General features: G+C 63.3%; 15 protein-coding genes, 1 tRNA gene and 2 riboswitches. Of the genes, 8 read left to right on the forward strand and 8 right to left on the reverse strand.

Annotation, left to right across the window (positions count from 1 at the left end; translation table 11 throughout):
- Nucleotides 1–134: 134 nt before the first annotated feature.
- Nucleotides 135–2,297: a malate synthase G gene (locus ACZ9XP_RS04245; RefSeq protein WP_465188057.1), complete on the reverse strand. Its 2,163-nt coding sequence runs from the start codon at nucleotides 2,295–2,297 to the stop codon at nucleotides 135–137.
- Nucleotides 2,298–2,430: 133 nt separating this feature from the next.
- On the opposite strand from ACZ9XP_RS04245, the gene ACZ9XP_RS04250 reads away from it, so the two are divergent.
- Entirely contained in the window at nucleotides 2,431–3,327 is an 897-nt protein-coding gene (locus ACZ9XP_RS04250; protein ID WP_147684824.1) for a LysR family transcriptional regulator, read from the forward strand.
- Nucleotides 3,328–3,493: 166 nt separating this feature from the next.
- Nucleotides 3,494–3,578 (forward strand) — tRNA-Tyr (locus ACZ9XP_RS04255).
- Nucleotides 3,579–3,781: 203 nt separating this feature from the next.
- On the opposite strand, the gene corA is transcribed toward ACZ9XP_RS04255, so the two are convergent.
- Nucleotides 3,782–4,753, reverse strand: a complete 972-nt coding sequence (gene corA, locus ACZ9XP_RS04260) for a magnesium/cobalt transporter CorA (RefSeq protein ID WP_147684826.1) — start codon at nucleotides 4,751–4,753, stop codon at nucleotides 3,782–3,784.
- A 250-nt stretch (nucleotides 4,754–5,003) separates the two neighbouring features.
- On the opposite strand from corA, the gene ACZ9XP_RS04265 reads away from it, so the two are divergent.
- Both ACZ9XP_RS04265 and ACZ9XP_RS04270 read left to right on the forward strand, forming a co-directional pair.
- Nucleotides 5,004–6,755, forward strand: coding sequence for an ABC transporter transmembrane domain-containing protein (locus ACZ9XP_RS04265; protein ID WP_465188058.1), 1,752 nt, complete (start codon nucleotides 5,004–5,006; stop codon nucleotides 6,753–6,755).
- Between the two features lie 88 nt (nucleotides 6,756–6,843).
- A complete protein-coding gene (locus ACZ9XP_RS04270) occupies nucleotides 6,844–7,854 on the forward strand; it encodes a nucleoid-associated protein (protein WP_147684831.1) in 1,011 nt (336 codons plus the stop codon).
- A gap of 95 nt (nucleotides 7,855–7,949) precedes the next feature.
- On the opposite strand, the gene ACZ9XP_RS04275 is transcribed toward ACZ9XP_RS04270, so the two are convergent.
- Entirely contained in the window at nucleotides 7,950–8,582 is a 633-nt protein-coding gene (locus ACZ9XP_RS04275; RefSeq protein ID WP_147684833.1) for a PAS domain-containing protein, read from the reverse strand.
- 80 nt (nucleotides 8,583–8,662) lie between these two features.
- On the reverse strand, nucleotides 8,663–9,631 hold the full coding sequence (locus tag ACZ9XP_RS04280; RefSeq protein WP_465188059.1) for an ornithine cyclodeaminase family protein: 969 nt from the start codon (nucleotides 9,629–9,631) through the stop codon (nucleotides 8,663–8,665).
- Nucleotides 9,632–9,799: 168 nt separating this feature from the next.
- Here ACZ9XP_RS04280 and ACZ9XP_RS04285 point away from each other — a divergent pair, with 168 nt between their 5' ends.
- Nucleotides 9,800–10,582 (forward strand): transporter substrate-binding domain-containing protein, encoded by a 783-nt coding sequence (locus ACZ9XP_RS04285; RefSeq protein ID WP_147684837.1) that lies wholly within the window; start codon nucleotides 9,800–9,802, stop codon nucleotides 10,580–10,582.
- A 112-nt stretch (nucleotides 10,583–10,694) separates the two neighbouring features.
- Nucleotides 10,695–11,936, forward strand: a complete 1,242-nt coding sequence (locus tag ACZ9XP_RS04290) for an NAD(P)/FAD-dependent oxidoreductase (protein WP_465188060.1) — start codon at nucleotides 10,695–10,697, stop codon at nucleotides 11,934–11,936.
- 88 nt (nucleotides 11,937–12,024) lie between these two features.
- Here the strand turns inward: ACZ9XP_RS04290 and ACZ9XP_RS04295 are convergent, their stop codons facing one another.
- From ACZ9XP_RS04295 to ACZ9XP_RS04310, 4 genes are all read right to left on the reverse strand, one after another.
- The gene (locus ACZ9XP_RS04295; protein WP_147684841.1) at nucleotides 12,025–13,425 is read right to left on the reverse strand and encodes an L-serine ammonia-lyase; all 1,401 of its coding nucleotides are present in this window, start codon (nucleotides 13,423–13,425) and stop codon (nucleotides 12,025–12,027) included.
- 164 nt (nucleotides 13,426–13,589) lie between these two features.
- Nucleotides 13,590–14,846 carry a serine hydroxymethyltransferase gene (gene glyA, locus ACZ9XP_RS04300; RefSeq protein ID WP_147684843.1) on the reverse strand — a complete coding sequence of 419 codons (1,257 nt, stop codon included), beginning with the start codon at nucleotides 14,844–14,846 and terminating at the stop codon, nucleotides 13,590–13,592.
- Nucleotides 14,847–14,994: 148 nt separating this feature from the next.
- A riboswitch (glycine riboswitch) is annotated at nucleotides 14,995–15,085 on the reverse strand.
- 1 nt (nucleotide 15,086) lies between these two features.
- A riboswitch (glycine riboswitch) is annotated at nucleotides 15,087–15,174 on the reverse strand.
- A gap of 170 nt (nucleotides 15,175–15,344) precedes the next feature.
- Nucleotides 15,345–15,794: a nuclear transport factor 2 family protein gene (locus ACZ9XP_RS04305; RefSeq protein WP_147684845.1), complete on the reverse strand. Its 450-nt coding sequence runs from the start codon at nucleotides 15,792–15,794 to the stop codon at nucleotides 15,345–15,347.
- Nucleotides 15,791–16,438, reverse strand: coding sequence for an NAD(P)H-binding protein (locus tag ACZ9XP_RS04310; RefSeq protein ID WP_147684847.1), 648 nt, complete (start codon nucleotides 16,436–16,438; stop codon nucleotides 15,791–15,793). The genes ACZ9XP_RS04305 and ACZ9XP_RS04310 overlap by 4 nt, the downstream gene beginning before the upstream one ends.
- A gap of 104 nt (nucleotides 16,439–16,542) precedes the next feature.
- Here ACZ9XP_RS04310 and ACZ9XP_RS04315 point away from each other — a divergent pair, with 104 nt between their 5' ends.
- Nucleotides 16,543–17,424 carry a LysR family transcriptional regulator gene (locus ACZ9XP_RS04315; RefSeq protein ID WP_147684849.1) on the forward strand — a complete coding sequence of 294 codons (882 nt, stop codon included), beginning with the start codon at nucleotides 16,543–16,545 and terminating at the stop codon, nucleotides 17,422–17,424.
- Nucleotides 17,425–17,768: 344 nt separating this feature from the next.
- Entirely contained in the window at nucleotides 17,769–19,637 is a 1,869-nt protein-coding gene (locus tag ACZ9XP_RS04320) for a methyl-accepting chemotaxis protein (protein ID WP_240803406.1), read from the forward strand.
- The last annotated feature ends 85 nt before the right edge of the window (nucleotides 19,638–19,722 follow it).

The raw sequence follows: 19,722 nt of genomic DNA on the forward strand, positions 1-19,722 counted from the left end.
TGTGTTAGATATTGGCAAAATTCAATAAAAAAGCGACGCAAAATAGCGTCGCTCGGTGATCTGCTGTCAGCTTGGTGTAATTGGTAAGCAAGTACTACAAGCTGATGCAGAGGTTTGTTTTTAATGAGCCGGTGTTACCGGGCTTTTGCCACCAGGCGCCAGGCGTGCAGCAGCGGTTCGGTGTAGCCGGATGGCTGGGCGCAGCCCTTGAACACCAGGTCGCACGCGGCCTTGAACGCTACCGAGCTGTCGAAGCGACCGGCCATGTTCTGGTAGGCGGCATCGCCCGCGTTCTGCTGGTCTACCACAGCGGCCATGCGCTGCAGGGTTTCCATCACCTGTGCCTCGGTCACAATGCCGTGGCGCAGCCAGTTGGCAATGTGCTGACTGGAGATGCGCAGGGTGGCGCGGTCTTCCATCAGGCCTACGTTGTGGATGTCCGGTACTTTAGAGCAGCCCACGCCCTGGTCGATCCAGCGCACCACATAACCCAAAATGCCCTGTGCGTTGTTGTCCAGCTCTTGCTGGATATCGGCAGCGCTCCAGTTAGGGTTGGCCGCTACCGGAATGGTGAGCAGCGCGTCCTGCAGGTCTTCGGCAGGCTGGGCTTCCATGCCTTTCTGTACGTCTTGCACGTTGACCTGGTGGTAGTGCAGGGCGTGCAGTACCGCAGCGGTCGGCGACGGTACCCAGGCGGTATTGGCACCGGCTTTCGGGTGGCCGATTTTCTGTTTCAGCATGTCGGCCATCAGGTCCGGCATGGCCCACATGCCCTTGCCGATCTGGGCTCGGCCACGCAGGCCACTGGCCAGGCCTACTTGCACGTTGTTGCGCTCGTAAGCTTGAATCCAGCTGCTGGTTTTCATGTCGCCTTTGCGGATCATCGGGCCTGCTTCCATTGAGGTGTGCATCTCGTCGCCGGTGCGGTCCAGGAAGCCGGTGTTGATGAAGGCTACGCGGTGGCGGGCGGCGGCAATGCAGGCGGCCAGGTTCACGCTGGTGCGGCGCTCTTCGTCCATGATGCCCAGTTTTACCGTGTATTGCGGCAGGCCCAGCAGGCTTTCCACCGCGCCGAACAGCTCGTTGGCAAACGCCACTTCGTCCGGGCCGTGCATTTTCGGCTTCACGATATAGATGGAACCGGTACGCGAGTTGCCGCGGCGCTGCTGGTCGTGCAGGGCGATCAGGGTGGTGACCACAGCGTCCATGATGCCTTCCGGAATCTCGCGACCTTCGCCGTCGATAATGGCCGGGTTGCTCATCAGGTGGCCCACATTGCGGATGAACAGCAGGCTGCGGCCGTGCAGGGTCAGGCTGCCACCGGCTGCTGCGCTGTACTGGCGGTCGGCGTTCATGCGGCGGGTGAAGGTCTTGCCGCCTTTGGCTACTTCTTCGGTCAGCGTGCCTTGCATCAGGCCCAGCCAGTTGCGGTACACCACTACCTTGTCGTCGGCATCCACGGCGGCTACCGAGTCTTCGCAGTCCATGATGGTGCTGATGGCCGCTTCCATCACGATGTCTTTTACGCCGGCGCCGTCCTGGGTACCGATGGCGCTGTTTTTGTCGATCTGGATTTCAAAGTGCAAGCCGTTGTTTTTCAGCAGTACGGCAGTCGGGGCGGCGGCATCGCCGTTATAGCCAATGAATTGTGCCGGTTGCTTCAGGCCGGTGCTGCTGCCGTTTTGCAGCACGACTTCCAGCTGGCCATTGGCCACACGGTAGGCAGCGGCCTGGCTGTGCGAGCCGGTTTCCAGTGCGGCGGCCTGGTCCAGGAAGGCGCGGCCAAAGGCAATGACCTTGCCGCCGCGTGCCGGGTTGTAGGCCCCGGCGCGGGTGGCGCCGTCGTCTTCGCTGATGGCGTCGGTGCCGTACAGCGCATCGTACAGGCTACCCCAGCGGGCGTTGGCCGCGTTCAGGGCGTAGCGGGCGTTCATCACCGGCACCACCAGCTGCGGGCCGGCTTGCTCGGCTAGCTCGGTATCAATATTGCTGGTGTCGATGCGGCTGTCGGCAGGGGCTGGCTGCAGGTAGCCGATGCTGGACAAAAAGGCTTTGTAGGCCGCCATGTCGGCAATCGGGCCGGGCTGCTGGCGGTGCCACTGGTCGATTTCTGTCTGCAGACGGTCGCGTTCGGCCAGCAGGGCACGGTTTTTGGGCGCCAGGGTGTGGACCAGCGCATCGAAGCCTTGCCAGAAGGCGTCGCTCGCCATGCCCGTACCCGGCAGGGCTTCATGTTCGATAAAGTCGTGAAGGTTGGCCGCAACGGCGAGGCGATGCTTCTGGATACGTGCAGTCATGGAAGGCTCTCTAGTGTCGTGTTGCGCGGCTGCGCATGGGTTTGGAATAAGTATCGATGGAGTCAGTGTAGCCATGTTGCTGCGCTGCGCAAAGCGCTAAAATGCCATAACATTTTTTACTTTTGGTGCATTAATGGCCGCGCTAAAGCAGCTGGAAACCTTTGTTTCGGTGGTGAATCTGGGCAGCCTTTCTGCCGCTGCCAGGCAGGAAGACGTGGTGCCGGCCATTATCGGCCGCCGGCTGGACGCGCTGGAAAACCGTCTGGGCGTGAAGCTCTTGGTGCGCACCACGCGCAGCATTTCGCTAACCCAGGAGGGCTCGGCTTTTTACGAGGATTGCCTGCGCATTCTGGGGGAGCTGGCCGAGGCGGAGTCGGCCGTGGCCAGCGGCAGTGCCCGTGCCCGTGGGCATTTGCGCCTGTCGGCGCCTGCCGGCTTTGGCCGCCGCCATGTGGCGCCGCATGTGGCCAGCTTTTTGCGCCAGCACCCCGATATTCGCATTACGCTGGATCTGTCAGACCGCCTGACCGACCTGGTGCGCGACCGCATCGACTGCGCTATCCGTATTTCCGACCTGGCCGACTCCAGCCTGATCGCCGTGCGGCTGGCCGAAAACCGCCGCGTGGTAGTGGCGGCGCCCGCCTACCTGGCGCAGCGCGGCACGCCCAAGGCGCTGGCCGACCTGGAGCAGCACGACTGCCTGTCGCTAGGGGAAAGCCAGAGCCGTGGCTGGACCTTCAAGGTGGGCGGCGAGCTGGTGAACCTGAAGGTGCGCGGCGCGCTGGAGTGCAACGACGGTGCGGTGCTGCACGACTGGGCGCTGCAGGGGCTGGGCCTGACGTGGCGCTCGATGTGGGAGGTCAAGGACGATATTACCGAAGGCCGGTTGGTGACAGTGCTGGACCGCTTTTCCTCGCCAGACTACCCGGTGTATGCCGTGGTGGCGCAGCGCAAGTTCTTGCCGGGCAGGGTGCGGCTGTTTATCGACCACCTGCGTGAGGTGTATGCCACGCCGGGCTACTGGGATTAAGCGGATGTCGCTGTGCACTACGGCGGGGCGGGTGTTGGTGTTGTGCTGATCTGCTAAGTATTTGATAAATAATACTGCGCCAAAGGCTGTTGAAAAAAATGCAAAAAAATAGCAATCGGGGGCTTGACGCAGGTGGGGCGTGTTGACATAATTCGCTTCCTGTTCTGGCGGGGTTCCCGAGCGGTCAAAGGGATCAGACTGTAAATCTGACGGCTCTGCCTTCGAAGGTTCGAATCCTTCCCCCGCCACCAGAATACTGAAAAGCCCGTGTCGAAAGACACGGGCTTTTCGCTTTTAACAAAGCCCGCTTGCCATGCACGCGGGTTTTGTTTTGTCAGCAACATGGCAGTCAGGCCCGCGTCGAGCAAAGCGGGCTGTTTGCATGGTGATACCGTTTGCCATGCTGCTGCGGCCAACCTTACCACAAGTTGGCCGCATGCGTTGGCGGATGACGCTACAGCCAGCCCGATTGCTTGAAGCGCCACCACAGCACGCCATCGAGCACCGCCATGATCAGCAGTGTTGTGGGGTAACCAGTGACCGATTTCAGTTCCGGCATATGCTCGAAGTTCATGCCGTAGATGCCGGCAATCATGGTGGGCACGGCAAACAGTGCGGCCCACGCGGCCAGTTTTTTGCTGACGCTGGAATCGTCCAGCGAAATCATGGCCAGATTCACCTGAATGGCGGTCGCCAGCATGTCGCGCTGCGATTCCAGGTTGCGGATGATGCGCGCCAGGTGGTCGTCCACATCGCGATAGTAGTCTTGCAGGCCGCCGCACACCCGCGGCACGCGCCCACCGTGCAGGCGGGCGGTGGCTTCGTGCAGCGGCACCAGTGCGTGGCTGACCATCACCAGCTTGCGCTTTAGTGCGTACAGGTCTTGTATGTTTTGCCGCGCCTGCCCGTTGCGCGAGAACAGCCGCTCTTCCAGCGCCTCCAGCTCGTCTTCCAGCTGGTGCATCACCGAAAAATAGCGGTCGACCACCGCATCCATCAGCGCATAAAACACAAAGCCGGCGCCGTGCTGCAGCAGGTGCGGCTCGCGTTCGCAGCGTTCGCGCACGTTCTGGAAGCCTTTGCGCGTGCCGTTGCGGATGGACAGTACGTAGTTGGCGCCGACAAATACATCCACCTCGCCTTCGTTCAGATAGCCCTCGTCGTCCAGCTGCAGGGTTTTCATCACGCAGAACAGCATATCGCCGTATTCGTCCAGCTTGGGGCGCTGGTGGCCGTGCTGGGCGTCTTCTACGGCCAGCTCGTGCAGGTCGAACTCGCGCGCCAGCTGGCTGATTTCGCTGGGTAGCGGGTCTTTCAGCGCCACCCAGACAAAACAGTCTGGCCGGCACAGGTAATCGTGTATGTCGGTGCTGGCGATATCGCCCAGTTTCTGGCCGTTCTGGTAGGCCACGCAGTTGATCAGCATGCGGCGTGTCTCGTTATGGTTATGGTGCCGGCCTGGGGTGGCGGGTAGGCTCTTGAGACATTGTTGTGCCTGCGGCAGCACATTGCCAGCCTGATGTAAGGCCCGTGCCGACAGGGCTGGCTAGCTTGGCGGGCGGTATTGGCAATAAATGCCGTGCGTCGTTGCCGTGGCGCAGTGTCGTTGCCGTGCTCTTGAAATACCCGCTGTTTGCGGCCATCTGCAAGGTTTATGTCTTTCTTGGGGTGCTGTGGTGAATAAACCAAGCCTGCTGCAAAAACTCACGCCGCTGGGCGGTTTGCTGCCTTTCATGCGCCCTTATCGCGGCTGTTTTGTCCTGGCGGGGTTGTCGCTGCTGGTGGCCGCGGCGGCTACGCTACTGCTGCCGGTGGCGTTTCGCTACCTGGTGGACCATGCCTTTAGCCAGCGCCAAGCGGTAGACGGCTACTTTCTGGCGCTGTTTGGCCTGGCCAGCGTGCTGGCATTGTTTACCGCGCTGCGCTTTTATCTGGTGTCGTGGCTGGGCGAGCGCATTACCGCAGACTTGCGCAGCGCGGTGTACCGGCACGTGGTGGGCATGAGCCCGGAATACTTCGAGACCCTGCAAACCGGCGAGGTGCTATCGCGCCTGACTACCGACACCACGCTGGTGCAAACCGTGGTGGGTACCAGCCTGTCCATGGGCCTGCGCAACGTGCTGCTGATGCTGGGTGGCCTGGTGATGCTGGCCGTGACCAGCCCCAGCCTGACTGGCTATATCTTGCTGACGCTGCTGCTGGTGGTGGTGCCGATTCTGGTCTACGGCCGCCGCGTGCGCGCGCTGTCGCGCTCCAGCCAGGACCGTATTGCCGATTCCAGTGCCATGGCGGGCGAGGCGCTGAATGCCGTACAGACGGTGCAGGCTTTTGCCCAAGAGGGGCACGAGGTCGCGCGCTTTGATGCATCAGTGATGCGCAGCTTTGATACCGCGCTGGCGCGCATTGTGGCGCGCAGCCAGCTCACTGCCCTGGTGATCTTGCTGGTGTTCGGTGCCATCGTGTTTGTGCTGTGGCTGGGCGCCCACGCGGTGCTGGCCGGGCAGATGAGTAGCGGTGAGCTGGCGCAGTTCATCCTGTACGCGGTGGTCACCGCCGGTGCCATTGGCGCCGTGGCCGAGGTCTGGGGCGACTTGCAGCGCGCCGCCGGCGCTACCGAGCGCCTGCTGGCGCTGCTGGCACAGCGCTCGCCAGTGCAGCCGCCCGCACAGCCCTTGCCGCTGCCGCCAGAAGGCGAGGGCCTGCAGCTGGACAATGTTACCTTCGCCTACCCGTCTCGCCCCGAGCAGCCGTCGCTGCAGGGGCTTAACCTGCAGGTGCGCCCCGGCGAACAGGTGGCGCTGGTGGGCCCGTCCGGCGCGGGCAAGACCACGCTGTTCCAGCTGCTGCTGCGCTTTTACGACCCGCAAGTTGGCCGCATCCTGCTCAATGGCGTACCGATAGACCAGCTGGACCCGGCCGCACTGCGCCGCCATGTCGGCATTGTGCTGCAGGACACGGTGATCTTTGCTGCCAGCGCGCTGGAAAATATCCGCTACGGCCGCTCCGACGCCAGCGATGCCGAAGTAATCGCCGCCGCCCGCGCCGCGGCGGCGCACGATTTCATCGACAAGCTGCCCGAGGGCTACCACAGTTTTCTGGGTGAACGCGGCGTACGCCTGTCTGGCGGTCAGCGCCAGCGTATTGCCATTGCCCGTGCCATCCTGAAAAACCCGCCCATTCTGCTGCTGGACGAAGCCACCAGCGCGCTGGACGCCGAGTCGGAACAGCTGGTGCAGCAGGCGCTGGAGCACGCGGCAGCAGGGCGCACCACGCTGGTGATCGCCCACCGCCTGGCTACCGTCAAGCAAGCAGACCGCATTATCGTGCTGGAGGGTGGCCGCATCGTGGCAGAAGGCCGTCACGAGCAGCTGCTGCTGAGCTCGCCGCTGTACGCCAGGTTGGCCGCACTGCAGTTTGGCCACGACTAGGCGTGGCGGCGCAGCATACCGGGCGATGCCAAGGCCGCCGGATGTGCGATAATCCCCACCCGTTTTTCAGCCCTGAACAGGAAGCATCATGCAGATCACCGAAGCCCGCGTAGAACGCCTTGTGGTACACCGTGTCGGTAACCCGGCCCGCAGCGAGCCGCTGCAGCTGTCCGGCAAGGCCACCCAGGTGGACGAGGGCGTGTCGGCGCTGATTCTGGACGGCTACCTGAAGGGCATTGTGTCCGACAAGAAAAAGTACCAGTTCTATCACGAGAGCGACCTGAACCTGAACGAGCTGTACCACTACAGCCGCCAGTTCTTCCGTGGCGAGGCCGACCTGCTGGAGGTGTCGCAGCGCATTGCCAAGCACCTGTACGCCCGCTCGCAGCACCCCAATATCATGGCTGGCGATCTGCTAGTAATCCTGTTCTCCGGCCTGAGCGACGGCGACCGCGAGGTGCGCGCGCTGGGCCTGTTCAAGGCCGAAATCCAGGAAGACTTTCTCACCATCGTGGAAAGCGGCGAGGTGTTCGACATCAGCCACGCCAGCGGCATCAACCCGCGCCTGATCGACAAAGGCGCGCTGCTGCTGGAGCACGGCCCGCTGCTGTACGCAGTAGACCGCCAGGGTAACGAAGCCAAATTCTGGCTGGACGACTTCCTGCAGGCCATGCGCGTGCCGGATACCAGCACCAGCAGCAAGGTGGTGGCCGAAGTGCTGGAGCAGATCTCGGAAGAAATCGACGACCCGCAAGAGCAGGTGCGCTTCAAGGACGAAGTGATGAACCTGTGCAAAACCGAGCCCGAGCTGTCGCCGCGCCAGATGGGCAGCATGGCCGAGCGTTATGTCGGGTCGGAAGAGGTTGGCCGCTTGTTCGATAACGCTGCCGAGAGCTATGGTTTCTCGCTGGAAAGCGACGCGCCGCTGCCGGCGCAGTCGGTGGCCAAGCGCCTGGAAAAAAGCTGGAGCAAAGTGGGCATCGGTCACGGTGTCAGCCTGCTGCTGCCATCCGACCTTAGCCTGCAGAACGTACGCAGTGTGAAGGGCGAAAACGGTGAGCTGACGCTGACGCTGTTTTTGCAGCAGAAGGAAGACTGAGCCGCGCGCATCCCGCCTGATAAAAAGCCCACCGCGTGCGGTGGGCTTTTTGCTGCCTGCGGCCAACCTTTGGCCTTTGATTTTGCCGGTGGCGCTTAGCCTTCTTTCAATTCTTTCAGGTACTTGTACACGGTGGCGCGGCCCAGGCCCAGTACATTGGCGATGTAGTGGGTGGCGCTTTTGCCCTGAAACGCCCCCTCGGCGTACAGTGCGGCCACCAGCTCGCGGCGCTGTTCGCGCCCCAGGCCGTTCAGCGCCAGCTGTCGTTGCTGCAGCCAGCCGTGCATGAAAGTGTTGATGCGCTCCTGCCAGTCGTCACGGAACAGCTCGGCCGGTTGCTCTACCAGCCCGGCGCCTTTCAGCAGCATGCCCAGCATGCCGTGCATGTCTTCGAATACCGCGATGTTGAAGTTGATGCACATCACGCCTAGCGCCTGCCCGTTGTCGTCGAACAGCACGCTGCTGACGCAGCGCATGCGCCGCCCGTCCCAGTTCAGCTTTTCGTAGGGGCCGACAAAGCGGTCGGCAATGGTGCGCTCGATGTCTTCCAGCCCGGATTCATCACCGATTTCGCGCCGCGACAGATTATTGGCCAGATAGCGCACGCGCTGTTCAGCCAGGTCGTGGATCACCACCTCGGCGTAAGGGAAAAACAGTTTGGCGATGCTGTCGGCCAGGTGGGCGTAGCGTGACAGCAGCGGGTCGGTAGGGTGGGCGGCTTGGCTCATGGGTATTGGTTCCGGGCAGAGCCCGCATAGTGCCGCAGCGCGGGGTTGGCCACAAGCGCGGCCAACCTTTTACCACCGGCTTACGCCGCCTGCTGTACGCGCTGCAGTAGAGCGTGGGCGATGGCGATGTCTTGCAGCCCCATGCCGATGGAGCGGAAGAATACGTGGCGCTGGTAGTCCGGGCGCGGGCAGTGGTTGTTTGCCAGCTCGGCCAGGTCGCCGCGGATAGCGTCGGCCTGCCATTGGTGGTCGCGTGCGGCCAACACCATCTCGCCGGCGCGGCTGGGGGTGCTGGCGCGGTGGTCGCAGTACACGTCCATCTGCGGTAGCTGTGCCGGGGCAATCTCGTGTGCCTGAGTCACATTGGTGCTGATCGAGGTAATCAGCGCCGGTTTTTTTAGCGCGGCTACATCCAGCACTGGGCTGCCGGACGAGGTACACAGCATCACCACGTCGGCGTCGGCCGCGGCGGTGTCGGCCGAGGCGGCTAGCTCGATGCGGGTGTCCATCGCCAGCAGCTGCGCCTGCAGCGCGCTGCCGGCGGCTAGGCCGGGGGAAAATACGCGGATACGTGTCCATGGCCGCAGCGCCAGTACGTGGCGCAGGTGGGCCTGGCCGACGGCGCCGCAGCCTATCAGCGCCAGTTGGCGGCTATCGGGGCGGGCTAGCTGTTCTACTGCCAGGGCGGTAGTGCCGGCGGTGCGCTCTACGGTGAGCAGGCTGGCGTCGCAAAAGAGCAGCGGCTGGCCGGTCTGCATCGAAAACAGGCTGGTCCAGGCGGTGACCAGCGGCTTGCTACCGGTCACGATATAGGGCGACAGTTTGGCGCCAAACAGCTGCTGGCTGGCCAGCACGCCCTGGTAGGTAATTACATCGCCGGCATCGCCGGGGAACAGGGTGAGCGTTTGCGCTGGCTGCACCGCCTGGCCCTGGCCCAAGGCCGCAAACAGCTGCTGCAAGACCTGGCGTACCGGCAGGTAGGGCAGGTGTGGGCGGATGGCGTCGGCGTTGAGGATGAGCGGGGCGGCGTGGTGGTCGATGGCGTGCATGGTGTTTATGGCTGCGGGGTCACGATGGTCACAGCTTAGCGACGAAGAAAAAAATTGTCCATTATGGAAATTTTATCTATTCTTGCCAGCAAGCGGCCAACACGTGCCGCACCCGCTGCCGGCAGCCTGCCGGCGCGGCCATACCGGACCAGGCCAGGAGAAACCATCATGAACAAAAAACGCGCAGCTAGCCGCTATCTGCTTCCCCTCATTGCCTTGCTGGCCGGCCCGGCGCTGGCAGGTGGCCAGGCCATCCGCATGGGGCTGGAGCCGTTTTACGCACCGTTTGAGAGCAAGCTGCCCGACGGCAAACTGGTGGGTTTCGATATCGATGTGGGTCACGCCATCTGCGAACGCATGGCAGCCAAGTGCAGCTATGTGGAAACCTCGTTCGAGGGGCTGATCCCCGGCCTGAAAGCGCGCAAGTTCGAGGTGATCAACTCGGCCATGAACATTACCGCCAAACGCCGCGAGTCCATCGACTTCACCATGCCGATCTACATCGTGCCTATCCAGATGGTGGCGCGGCGCGACAGCCCGCTGCTGCCCACGGTGGCCGCGCTGAAAGGCAAGACCGTGGGCGTGCTGCAGGGCGCCACGCAGGAGGACTTTGTGCGCAAGCACTGGGAACGTGAAGGCGTGAAGGTGGTGGCCTATCGCGACCAGAGCCAGATCTACCTGGACCTGGCGGCAGGCCGCCTGGATGCCTCGGTACAAGAAGGGCAGAATGCGCAGGAAGGCTTTCTGGACAAGCCACAGGGCAAGGCATTCGAGTTCAAGGGCAAGATACTGAGCGACTTTGCCACGCTGGGCGAGGGCACCGGCCTGGGCGTGCGTAAGGGCGATCCGCTGAAAGTCGAGCTGGACAAGGCCATTCGCTCGCTGAAGCAGGACGGCACCCTGAGCCGCCTGTCGCAGAAGTACTTCAAGCGCGACATCATCGCCCAATAAGTTTTTTACCCGCCCGGCTGTCAGCCGGGTGGCGGTGCGCCAGGCTTGGCCGCCGCCAGTTCATTATCGCCGCGGCCAACCCAGGTGCGGCAGCAGGAAGGCAACAAGCAGCATGGATGCAGATGTAATCGTACTGGGTGCCGGCATGGTCGGCGTATCGGCAGCACTGGCTTTGCAGCAACGCGGCCGCCAGGTGTGGCTGCTGGACAGGCGCGCCCCGGGTGAGGAAACCAGCCACGGTAACGCCGGCCTGCTGGAGCGGGCGGCGGTGATCCCGTACGGTTTTCCGCGCCAGCTATCGTCGGTGCTGCGCCTGGCGGCCAACCGCTCGCCCGATGTGCGCTACCACCCGGCCACGCTGCCGTCCTACGCCGGCTGGCTGTGGCAGTACTGGCGCGAGTCGGCTCCGGCCAGGCTGGCGGCCACAGGCCGTGCCATGCTGCCCTTGCTGGAAGCCTGCCTGCCCGAGCACGACGCCTGGATCCGCGCTGCGGGGGTGACCGAGCTGCGCCGTAGCGAGGGCCTGCTGGAGGCGTGGCGTGGCGAAGCCACATTTTTTGACGAAGCGGCCAACGCCCAGCGTATCGCCCGCGAATACGGCCTGGGCCTTACCGTGCTGGACGCCGCAGCGCTACGCCAGGCCGAGCCGGGGCTGGGGCAGGGCTTTAGCGGGGCGATTCACTGGCACGACCCGCACAGCATCCGCGACCCTGGCGCGCTGGTGCGCGGCTACGCTGCCTTTTTTCAGACGCTGGGCGGGGTGCTCAAACAGTGCGCGGTGAAGAGCCTACGCCAAGCGGGTAGCGGCTGGCAGGTGCTTACCGATAGTGGGGTGTTACGTGCCCGCGAGGTGGTGCTCGCCATGGGGCCGTGGTCGGACGATGTCTTTACGCCGCTAGGCTACCGTATTCCGCTACAGGTAAAACGCGGCTACCACATGCACTATCACGCCAGCGGGCCGGGCCTGCAGCGTACGGTGGTGGACATGGAAAACAGCTTTCTGGTGGCGCCGATGGCGCGCGGCCTGCGCCTGGCTACCGGCGTGGAACTGGCGCGCCGCGATGCACCGCCCACGCCAAACCAGCTTGCGCAGGCCGAAGCGCTGGCGCAGGGCCTGTTTCCGCTGGGGGCACGGGTGGATGCCGAGCCGTGGGTAGGCTGCCGCCCGTGCCTGCCGGATATGCGCCCGGTGATCGGTGCCGCGCCGCGCCACCCTGGCCTGTGGTTCAGCTTTGGCCACAGCCACCTGGGGCTGACGCTGGGGCCGGTATCGGGGCGCCTGCTGGCCGAGATGATGCTGGGCGAGAAACCGTTTACCGACCCTGCGCCGTACTCGCCAGCGCGCTTTGTCTGATTGGGCTGCGTGGATCAAGTGACAAGGGCCTGTCCCGCCATGTGGCGGGACAGGCCCTTGTGCCATGTGTTGCGGCCAACCCTGGCGGTCAGCACTCCACAATATTCACCGGCACCTCGATCACATTGATCGCCAGGCCGCCGCGGGCGGTTTCCTTGTATTTGGTGCTCATGTCGCGGCCGGTGTCGCGCATGGTCTTGATCACGCGGTCCAGCGACACAAAGTGCTGGCCGTCGCCACGCAGCGCCATGCGGGCGGCGTTGATGGCCTTGATCGACGCCATGGCGTTGCGCTCGATGCACGGCACCTGCACCAGGCCGCCTACCGGGTCGCAGGTCAGGCCCAGGTTATGTTCCATGCCGATCTCGGCAGCGTTTTCCACTTGCTCCGGTGTGCCGCCCAGCACTTCGGCCAGGCCGCCCGCAGCCATGGAACAGGCCGAGCCTACCTCGCCCTGGCAGCCTACCTCGGCGCCCGAGATCGATGCATTCAGCTTGAACAGGATGCCGATGGCGCCAGCGGTCAGCAAAAAGCGCACAATGCCGTCGTCGTTGGCCGCCGGGATAAAACGGGCGTAGTAGTGCATCACCGCCGGGATGATGCCGGCCGCGCCGTTGGTGGGCGCGGTGACCACGCGGCCTCCGGCGGCGTTTTCTTCGTTTACCGCCAGCGCGTACAGGTTGACCCAGTCCATCACGGTGAGCGGGTCGCGCAGCGCGGCTTCCGGCGAGGCCAGCAGCTTCTGGTACATGTCGGCGGCGCGGCGTTTTACCTTCATGCCGCCAGGCAAAATGCCCTCGCGCTCGCAGCCGCGCTTCACGCAGCCTTGCATCACGCGCCAGATGTTGAGCAGGCCGGCGCGCACCTCGTCTTCGCTGCGCCATGCCAGCTCGTTTTCCAGCATGATCTGGCTGATCGATTTACCGTGGCGCTGGCACAGTGCCAGCAGCTCGGCACCGGTCTTGAACGGGTGTTTCAGCTCGGTGACGCCCGGCGGGGTGAAACCGGCGTCGATGGCCGCTTCATCTACCACAAAACCGCCGCCAACCGAGTAGTAGGCACGCTTGGACAGGCTGTCGCCGTTGGCCGCAAACGCCTCGAAGATCATGCCGTTGGGGTGGTAGGGCAGTGCCTTGCGTTTGTGCAGGATCAGGTGCTCGCCCTCGACGAAGGGCACCACGTGGCTGCCCAGCAGGCGGATGGTTTTGTCGGCGCGAATGGCTGCCAGCATGCCGTCTACCGCGTCGGTGTCCACCAGGTCGGGGTATTCGCCCTGCAGGCCCAGCAGCACGGCAGTGTCGGTGCCGTGGCCTTTGCCGGTGGCACCCAGCGAGCCGAACATCTCGGCCTTCACGCTGGCGGTGGCGGCGAGCAGGCCGTCTTTTTCCAGCCGCGCCACAAACTGGCGTGCGGCACGCATGGGGCCGACGGTGTGGGAGCTGGACGGGCCGATGCCGATCTTGAACAGGTCGAATACGCTGATAGCCATGCTGCTTCTCTTTTTATGGTGCGGGCGCGGGTGGCGCCTCGGGTGTTGTTTGTCTGGCCGTGTGGGCCGTGGTGTGTGGGTGCTGCCCGGGCAGCGGCGGCATTGTACTGAGCAATGCCGCCGCTGTGTGCACTACCGATGCTGCAGTGCAGCTGGCGCCTGCGTTAGCGGTAAACCGGGAAGGCCGCGCACAGCTCGGCCACCTGGCGGCGTACGCGGGCGGCGACCTCTGCATTATCGATATCGTTCAGGATATCGCAGACCCAGTGCGCTACCTGGCTCGCCTCGGCGACACCGAAACCACGGCTGGTGATGGCCGGGGTGCCGATGCGGATGCCGCTGGTCACAAACGGGCTTTGCGGGTCGTTCGGCACCGCGTTCTTGTTGACGGTAATGCAGGCTGCCCCCAGTGCCGCGTCGGCGGCCTTGCCGGTGATGCCTTTGTCGATCAGGCTCAGCAAGAACAGGTGGTCGTCGGTTTTGCCCGATACCACGGTATAGCCGCGCTGCTGAAACACCGCCACCATGGCGCGGGCATTATCCAGCACTTGCTGCTGGTAGGTTTTGAATTCGGGCTGCAGCGCTTCCAGAAACGCCACTGCCTTGGCGGCGATCACGTGCATCAGTGGGCCGCCCTGGATGCCGGGGAACACCAGCGACTGCAGCTTCTTCACCAGGGTTTCGTCCGGGTTGGCCGCCAGAATCAGGCCGCCGCGCGGGCCGCGCAGGGTTTTGTGCGTGGTGGTGGTGACCACGTGGGCGTGCGGCAGCGGGCTGGGGTAGAGCCCGGCGGCCACCAGGCCGGCGACGTGCGCCATGTCCACGAACAGCCAGGCGCCCACGCTGTCGGCAATCTGGCGCATGCGCGCCCAGTCCACCACCAGCGAGTAGGCAGAGAAACCGGCTACTAGCATCTTGGGTTGGTGTTCGATGGCCAGCCGTTGCACTTCGTCGTAATCAATCGCACCGGTGCCGGTGTCGATGCCGTACTGCACGGCTTTGTAGATCTTGCCGGAGAAATTGACGCCGGCGCCGTGGGTCAGGTGGCCGCCGTGGGCCAGGCTCATGCCCAGGATGGTGTCGCCCGGCTGCAGCAGCGCCATGTATACGGCGGCGTTGGCCTGGCTGCCGGAGTGTGGCTGCACGTTGGCATAGTGCGCACCAAACAGCTGGCAGGCGCGGTCGATGGCCAGCTGCTCTACCACGTCCACATGCTCGCAGCCGCCGTAATAGCGTTTGCCGGGGTAGCCTTCGGCGTACTTGTTGGTGAGCTGGGTGCCCTGGGCCTGCATCACGCGCGGGCTGGTGTAGTTTTCCGAGGCAATCAGCTCGATGTGGTCTTGCTGGCGCCGGGTTTCGGCCTGGATGGCGGCCCACAGGGCGTCGTCGAAACCGGCAATCTGCATGTCTTGCGTAAACATATCTCTCTCCATGGCGTGTCTGGCTGCTGCTGCAGCCGTGTGCATGGCTCTTTGGCGGGGTGCCCAGGGTGCCGCGTGGCGGCATGGGCGGGCAGGGCATGGCTGGGACGCAGGCGATGGCACCCGCCCGGCCATGCCGGACGATGCCCCCTCTGTCCTTTTGCCTGAGATATTGCGGTGCGGGCGCACCGTGTGTCCTTCGGCGAGGCGGCGTTGCGGCCAACCTTCTCTCCAGAGTGCCGGACACACACAGTTCTTTTGCCTGAGAGTTTCTGGGGCGATTCCCCTTCGGCGCTGCCGCGTGGGCAGTCTCTCCTGTGTGTGCGGCGCGGTGCGGCGGGGCGGGCCCCTGCCGTGTCGCGCGTGGCTTGCAGAATCTAGAAGACCTGACGCGCTGGTGTCAATGCGTGGCGGGTATTTATCGATGTGCAAACGCAGCAAAACGCCGCCCCTTGCGCGGGGCAAGCAGGGCGGCGTGACGGGTGTTTTGCTGGCGGGCTAGAACATGCCGTTGCCGTTAGCATCCTGCGCGGGTACCGGCTGGATCACGTCCCAGTGCTCGGCAATCTTGCCATTGGCCACGCGAAAGATATCCACCACCGCCACACCGCGCTCGCCGGGTTTGTCCTGGCTGTGCACGTGCAGCATCACCAGGTCGCCATCGGCCAGCACACGCTTGATGCTGGCGCGGCTTTGCGGCGTATTGGCGCGAATCCAGCGCACGTAGTCTTGCAGCGGCGCTACACCGTTGGCGACTTCCGGGTTGTGCTGGATATAGCCGGGTGCCAGATACGTGGCTGCCTGTTCGGCATCCAGCTTGCTGAAGGCGGCGTCGTAAAAAGCCAGTACCAGGGCCTTGTTGGCGTCCTCGCGCGGGCCTGCCAGTGCAGGCAGGGTGCTAATAGCCAGGCCGGCAGCCAGCAGCGTTGCGGTCAGCCAATGTTTCATTTGGCGGCGGCTACGGTAAAGCGCTGGCGGTGGTGGCGGGCCTGTTCGGCTTCGTCCACGATGGCGACCGCCAGGTCTGCCACGCTGATGCCGGCCGGGGCGTCGCCGTCCATCAGCAGTTCGTTGGCGCCCAGCTGGTATTGGCCACTGCGCTCACCCGGGGCCAGCAGCGCGGGGGGCGATACGAATACCCAGTCCAGCACGCTTTCGTCTTGCAGGCGGTTCAGTGCCTGGCGGGCACCCTCGGCGCCTTCTTTGTAGTCGGCGGGGAAGTGCGGGGTATCGATCAGCTGCAGGCCCGGTGCCACGTACAGGCTGCCGGCACCGCCTACCTCGATAAAGCGTGCCACGCCGGCGGCCTTGGTGCCCGCCACGATGGCGTCGTGGCCTTGCAGGAACAGGCTACGGATATCGGCTTTGTCCCAGCCCGGGTTAAAGGCGCTGATCACCGCATCGTGGCCTGCTACGTCGCGGGCGATGGCGTCGGCATCGTAAGCGTTGCTGGCTTTCACGGTAAGGTTGGCCGCAGCGGTAATACGTTCCGGGCGGCTCACCAGTGCCGTGACCTGGTGGCCACGGGCGAGCAGTTCTTGCAGCAGGGCCTGGCCAACAAAACCGCTGGCGCCGATAAGTGCGATGTTCATGCTGTGTCCTTTCGGGTGGGGTAGGGAATGACTGCATGGTAGATCACGCGCTTTCGGATGATAATCCGCTTTGAAATACAATCATTGTTAAGCTGAGGTTGGTAATGGACGAGCTACGCAGCATGGCCGTATTTGCCGCTGTGATCGAACACGGCTCCATGAACGCTGCCGGGCGCACGCTGGGCATGACGGCATCGGCCGTGAGCCAGCACATCAAACGCCTGGAGCAACAGCATCAGGTAGCCCTGCTGCACCGTACCACCCGCAAACTCACGCTCACCGAGGCAGGTAGCGTGTTTTACCGCAGCTGTGCCGCCATGCTGGCCGCCGCCAACGAAGCTAGCGTGCAGATGGCCGCGCTGCGCGACGAGCCAGTGGGCGAGCTGCGCATTGCCGCACCCAGCGGCTTTGCCGGGGGCGTATTGGGGCAGGCGCTGGCCCCGCTGCTGGCGGCCAACCCTGGCCTGAGCCTGCGGCTGTTTTTTCAGGATGAAATGATCGACCTGGTGCAGCACCGTATCGACCTGGCATTGCGTGCCGGCAATCAGCCCGACTCCACGCTGGTGGCCCGGCATCTGGCCGACTGGCCTTTTGTGCTGGTGGCGTCCCCTTCATACCTGGCGGCGCGTGGCATGCCGCAGCTGCCGGGCCAGCTATACCAGCACGACTGGATAGGGCTGGAGCAAGAGCACGGGTTGTCGCCGCTGCGCTTACAGCGGGAGGGCGAGGTAGAGCTGCTGCGCCTGCGTAGCCGCATTGCCAGTAACAGCATGCTGTCGGCGCGGGCGTTTGCGCTAGGTGGCCTGGGCATTGCCATGCAGCCAGCACCCGAGGTGCGCGCCGAGCTGCAGGCCGGGGTGCTGCTGCAGGTGCTGCCAGACTGGCAGGCGCCGGTGTTGCCGGTGTACGCGGTGACGCCGCGCCGTGACGTGCTGCCGGCCAAGGTGCGGCACGCTATTGCTTTATTGCAACAATCCATGCCCTAGCGGTTGACTGTTTCTTGTGCAGTTATTGACATGTGCATTTAAAGAGCACGCAAAAAAACTTGTATGTACTGCAATATTTGGCTAACAAACAAAAGAGCGTGGTGAGGTTTAAATATATTGATGGCCAAAGCCCGCCCGTTAGCGCATATATTCTATAAAAAAGCTTACAAGTGAGATGGAAACAGTTTTTATCCGGCCAGGCTGGGCATGATTACGTGCCATTTCAACAGTATTTTGTATGCAAGTTGTTTTGTGCTGCTTGGGGAATCTGGCTGGCGTGCTTGGTAGTACCATCCCGCTGTCCGAAAAAACATATCAATAGACATTCAGGGGAAGCTCGAATCATGACATTACGCACGCGCTTGATGATCTTTGTCCTGCTGGTACTCACTACCTTATCGGTGGTGTTCTGTACCGTAGCGTACTTGAAAATGAGCTCGGCTCTGGAGCAGGAAATCCAGAACGAAATCAAGATGGCGGCTGACAACAAAGTGAGCTTTGTCAGCGAATGGGTGGATAGCCGCCAGAAGATCGTGGGGTCGGTGTTGCCACGTTTTGGCACTGGCGATCTCAAGCCCATGCTGGATCAAGCGCGTGACGCCGGTGGCTTCGACGATATGTATGTCGGCCAGCCGGACAAAACCATGACCCAGTTTACCGGCGCTGCCCCGGTGCCACCGGGCTACGACCCTACCGGTCGCCCATGGTATCTGGCTGCCAAAGATGCCGCCGGCCCCATCGCCTCGCCACCGTACATCGATGCTGCCACCAAACGCCCCATCATCACCTTTGCCCAGGCGCGCAAGGATGGTGGCCAGCTGGTAGCGGTAGCCGGTGGTGACGTGACCCTGGCACGCGTGGTGCAAGAAGTGACCGCCGCCAAGCTGCCCGGTGAAGGTTTTGCCTTCCTGGTGACCGCCGAAGGCGACGTGATTGCCCACCCGCAAAAAGATTCCGGCCTGAAGAAAATCGGCGAAGTGATGCCGGGTTTTGACCTGGGTGCACTGGCTAAAGACGGCCAGGTTCAGGAAGTATCCGTAGACGATGCCACCAGCCTGGTCGCCCTGTACCCGGTGCCGAAAACCAGCTGGCTGTTTGGTGTGGTGGTGCCGAAATCTGCCGCACTGGCCCCGGTAAAACAACTGCTGACCGTGATGGCAGGCCTGGCGGTAGCGGCGCTGCTGCTGGCCGGTATCCTGGCCTACGCTGGTGTCGCCAAAATGCTGGCACCACTGAATGTGCTGCATAAAGCCATGGCCGAGGTGGCCAGTGGCCAAGGTGACCTCACCAAAACCCTGCCGGTAGGCAACCGTGACGAAGTCGGCCAGATCGCCGAAGCGTTCAACCAGTTTGTGGCCAAGCTGCGCGAGATGTTCATCACCGTGCGTGAGGAGTCGGATGCACTGGCCCGCGATGCGGCCGACCTGAACCGCGTGGCCGAGCAGATCGCCCAGGACTCGCGCGTGCAGTCCAGTGAGCTGTCGGCTACCGCCGCCACCATTGAGGAAATCACGGTCAGCATCAACCACATTGCTGACCACGTGGGTGAAACCGAAGCGCTGGTATCGCGTTCGCGCAGCAACTCGGTGGAAAGCCACCGCGCCATGACCGAAGTGGAGCGCGAAGTGCAGTCCATCCTGCACGCGGTATCGTCACTGCATGGCGTGATGGGCAGCCTGTCTGGCCAGTCCGAGCAGATCAAGGGCATTGTCGGCGTGATTCGCGATATTGCCGACCAGACCAACCTGCTGGCGCTGAACGCCGCCATCGAAGCGGCTCGTGCTGGCGAAAGCGGCCGCGGCTTTGCCGTGGTAGCCGACGAGGTGCGCAAGCTGGCCGAACGTACTGCTACGGCCACCGTGCAGATTGCCGAGATGATCGACACCGTGATCCGCCGCACCGGCGAGGCCATTAGCCACGCCGATGTCACCAACGAAAAAGTGAGCTCCGGCGTGACCCTGTCGCGCGAGGCTGCCAGCAAGGTAGAGGAGATCAAACACAGCGCCGAGGAGATTTCCTCGCGCATGAGCGAAATCACCTCGTCCACCGCTGAGCAGGGGGTGGCCACCAACGAAATGGCGCGCAGTGCCGAGCGTGTGAACGTGATGGCGCAGCAAACCGATACCAGCCTGCAAGAAGCCCTGGCCACCATCAACGTGCTGGCTTCCCGTGGCGACGAACTGAAAGCCCTGGTAGCCCGGTTCCGCTTGTAATCGTGGCGGCTGCCAGCAAGCCGGTCTGGCTTACTGGCAGCCGGCCCGCAATCAGACAAGCCCTGTTTGCCTTGCAAGCAGGGTT

The sequence above is a fragment of the Vogesella perlucida genome (assembly GCF_979366545.1).

Coding starts and splice junctions, on each gene's coding strand:
- ACZ9XP_RS04245 (WP_465188057.1), bottom strand. CDS start 2,297: ATGACTGCACGTATCCAGAAGCATCGCCTCGCCGTTGCGGCCAACCTT.
- ACZ9XP_RS04250 (WP_147684824.1), top strand. CDS start 2,431: ATGGCCGCGCTAAAGCAGCTGGAAACCTTTGTTTCGGTGGTGAATCTG.
- corA (WP_147684826.1), bottom strand. CDS start 4,753: ATGCTGATCAACTGCGTGGCCTACCAGAACGGCCAGAAACTGGGCGAT.
- ACZ9XP_RS04270 (WP_147684831.1), top strand. CDS start 6,844: ATGCAGATCACCGAAGCCCGCGTAGAACGCCTTGTGGTACACCGTGTC.
- ACZ9XP_RS04275 (WP_147684833.1), bottom strand. CDS start 8,582: ATGAGCCAAGCCGCCCACCCTACCGACCCGCTGCTGTCACGCTACGCC.
- ACZ9XP_RS04280 (WP_465188059.1), bottom strand. CDS start 9,631: ATGCACGCCATCGACCACCACGCCGCCCCGCTCATCCTCAACGCCGAC.
- ACZ9XP_RS04285 (WP_147684837.1), top strand. CDS start 9,800: ATGAACAAAAAACGCGCAGCTAGCCGCTATCTGCTTCCCCTCATTGCC.
- ACZ9XP_RS04290 (WP_465188060.1), top strand. CDS start 10,695: ATGGATGCAGATGTAATCGTACTGGGTGCCGGCATGGTCGGCGTATCG.
- ACZ9XP_RS04295 (WP_147684841.1), bottom strand. CDS start 13,425: ATGGCTATCAGCGTATTCGACCTGTTCAAGATCGGCATCGGCCCGTCC.
- glyA (WP_147684843.1), bottom strand. CDS start 14,846: ATGTTTACGCAAGACATGCAGATTGCCGGTTTCGACGACGCCCTGTGG.
- ACZ9XP_RS04305 (WP_147684845.1), bottom strand. CDS start 15,794: ATGAAACATTGGCTGACCGCAACGCTGCTGGCTGCCGGCCTGGCTATT.
- ACZ9XP_RS04310 (WP_147684847.1), bottom strand. CDS start 16,438: ATGAACATCGCACTTATCGGCGCCAGCGGTTTTGTTGGCCAGGCCCTG.
- ACZ9XP_RS04315 (WP_147684849.1), top strand. CDS start 16,543: ATGGACGAGCTACGCAGCATGGCCGTATTTGCCGCTGTGATCGAACAC.
- ACZ9XP_RS04320 (WP_240803406.1), top strand. CDS start 17,769: ATGACATTACGCACGCGCTTGATGATCTTTGTCCTGCTGGTACTCACT.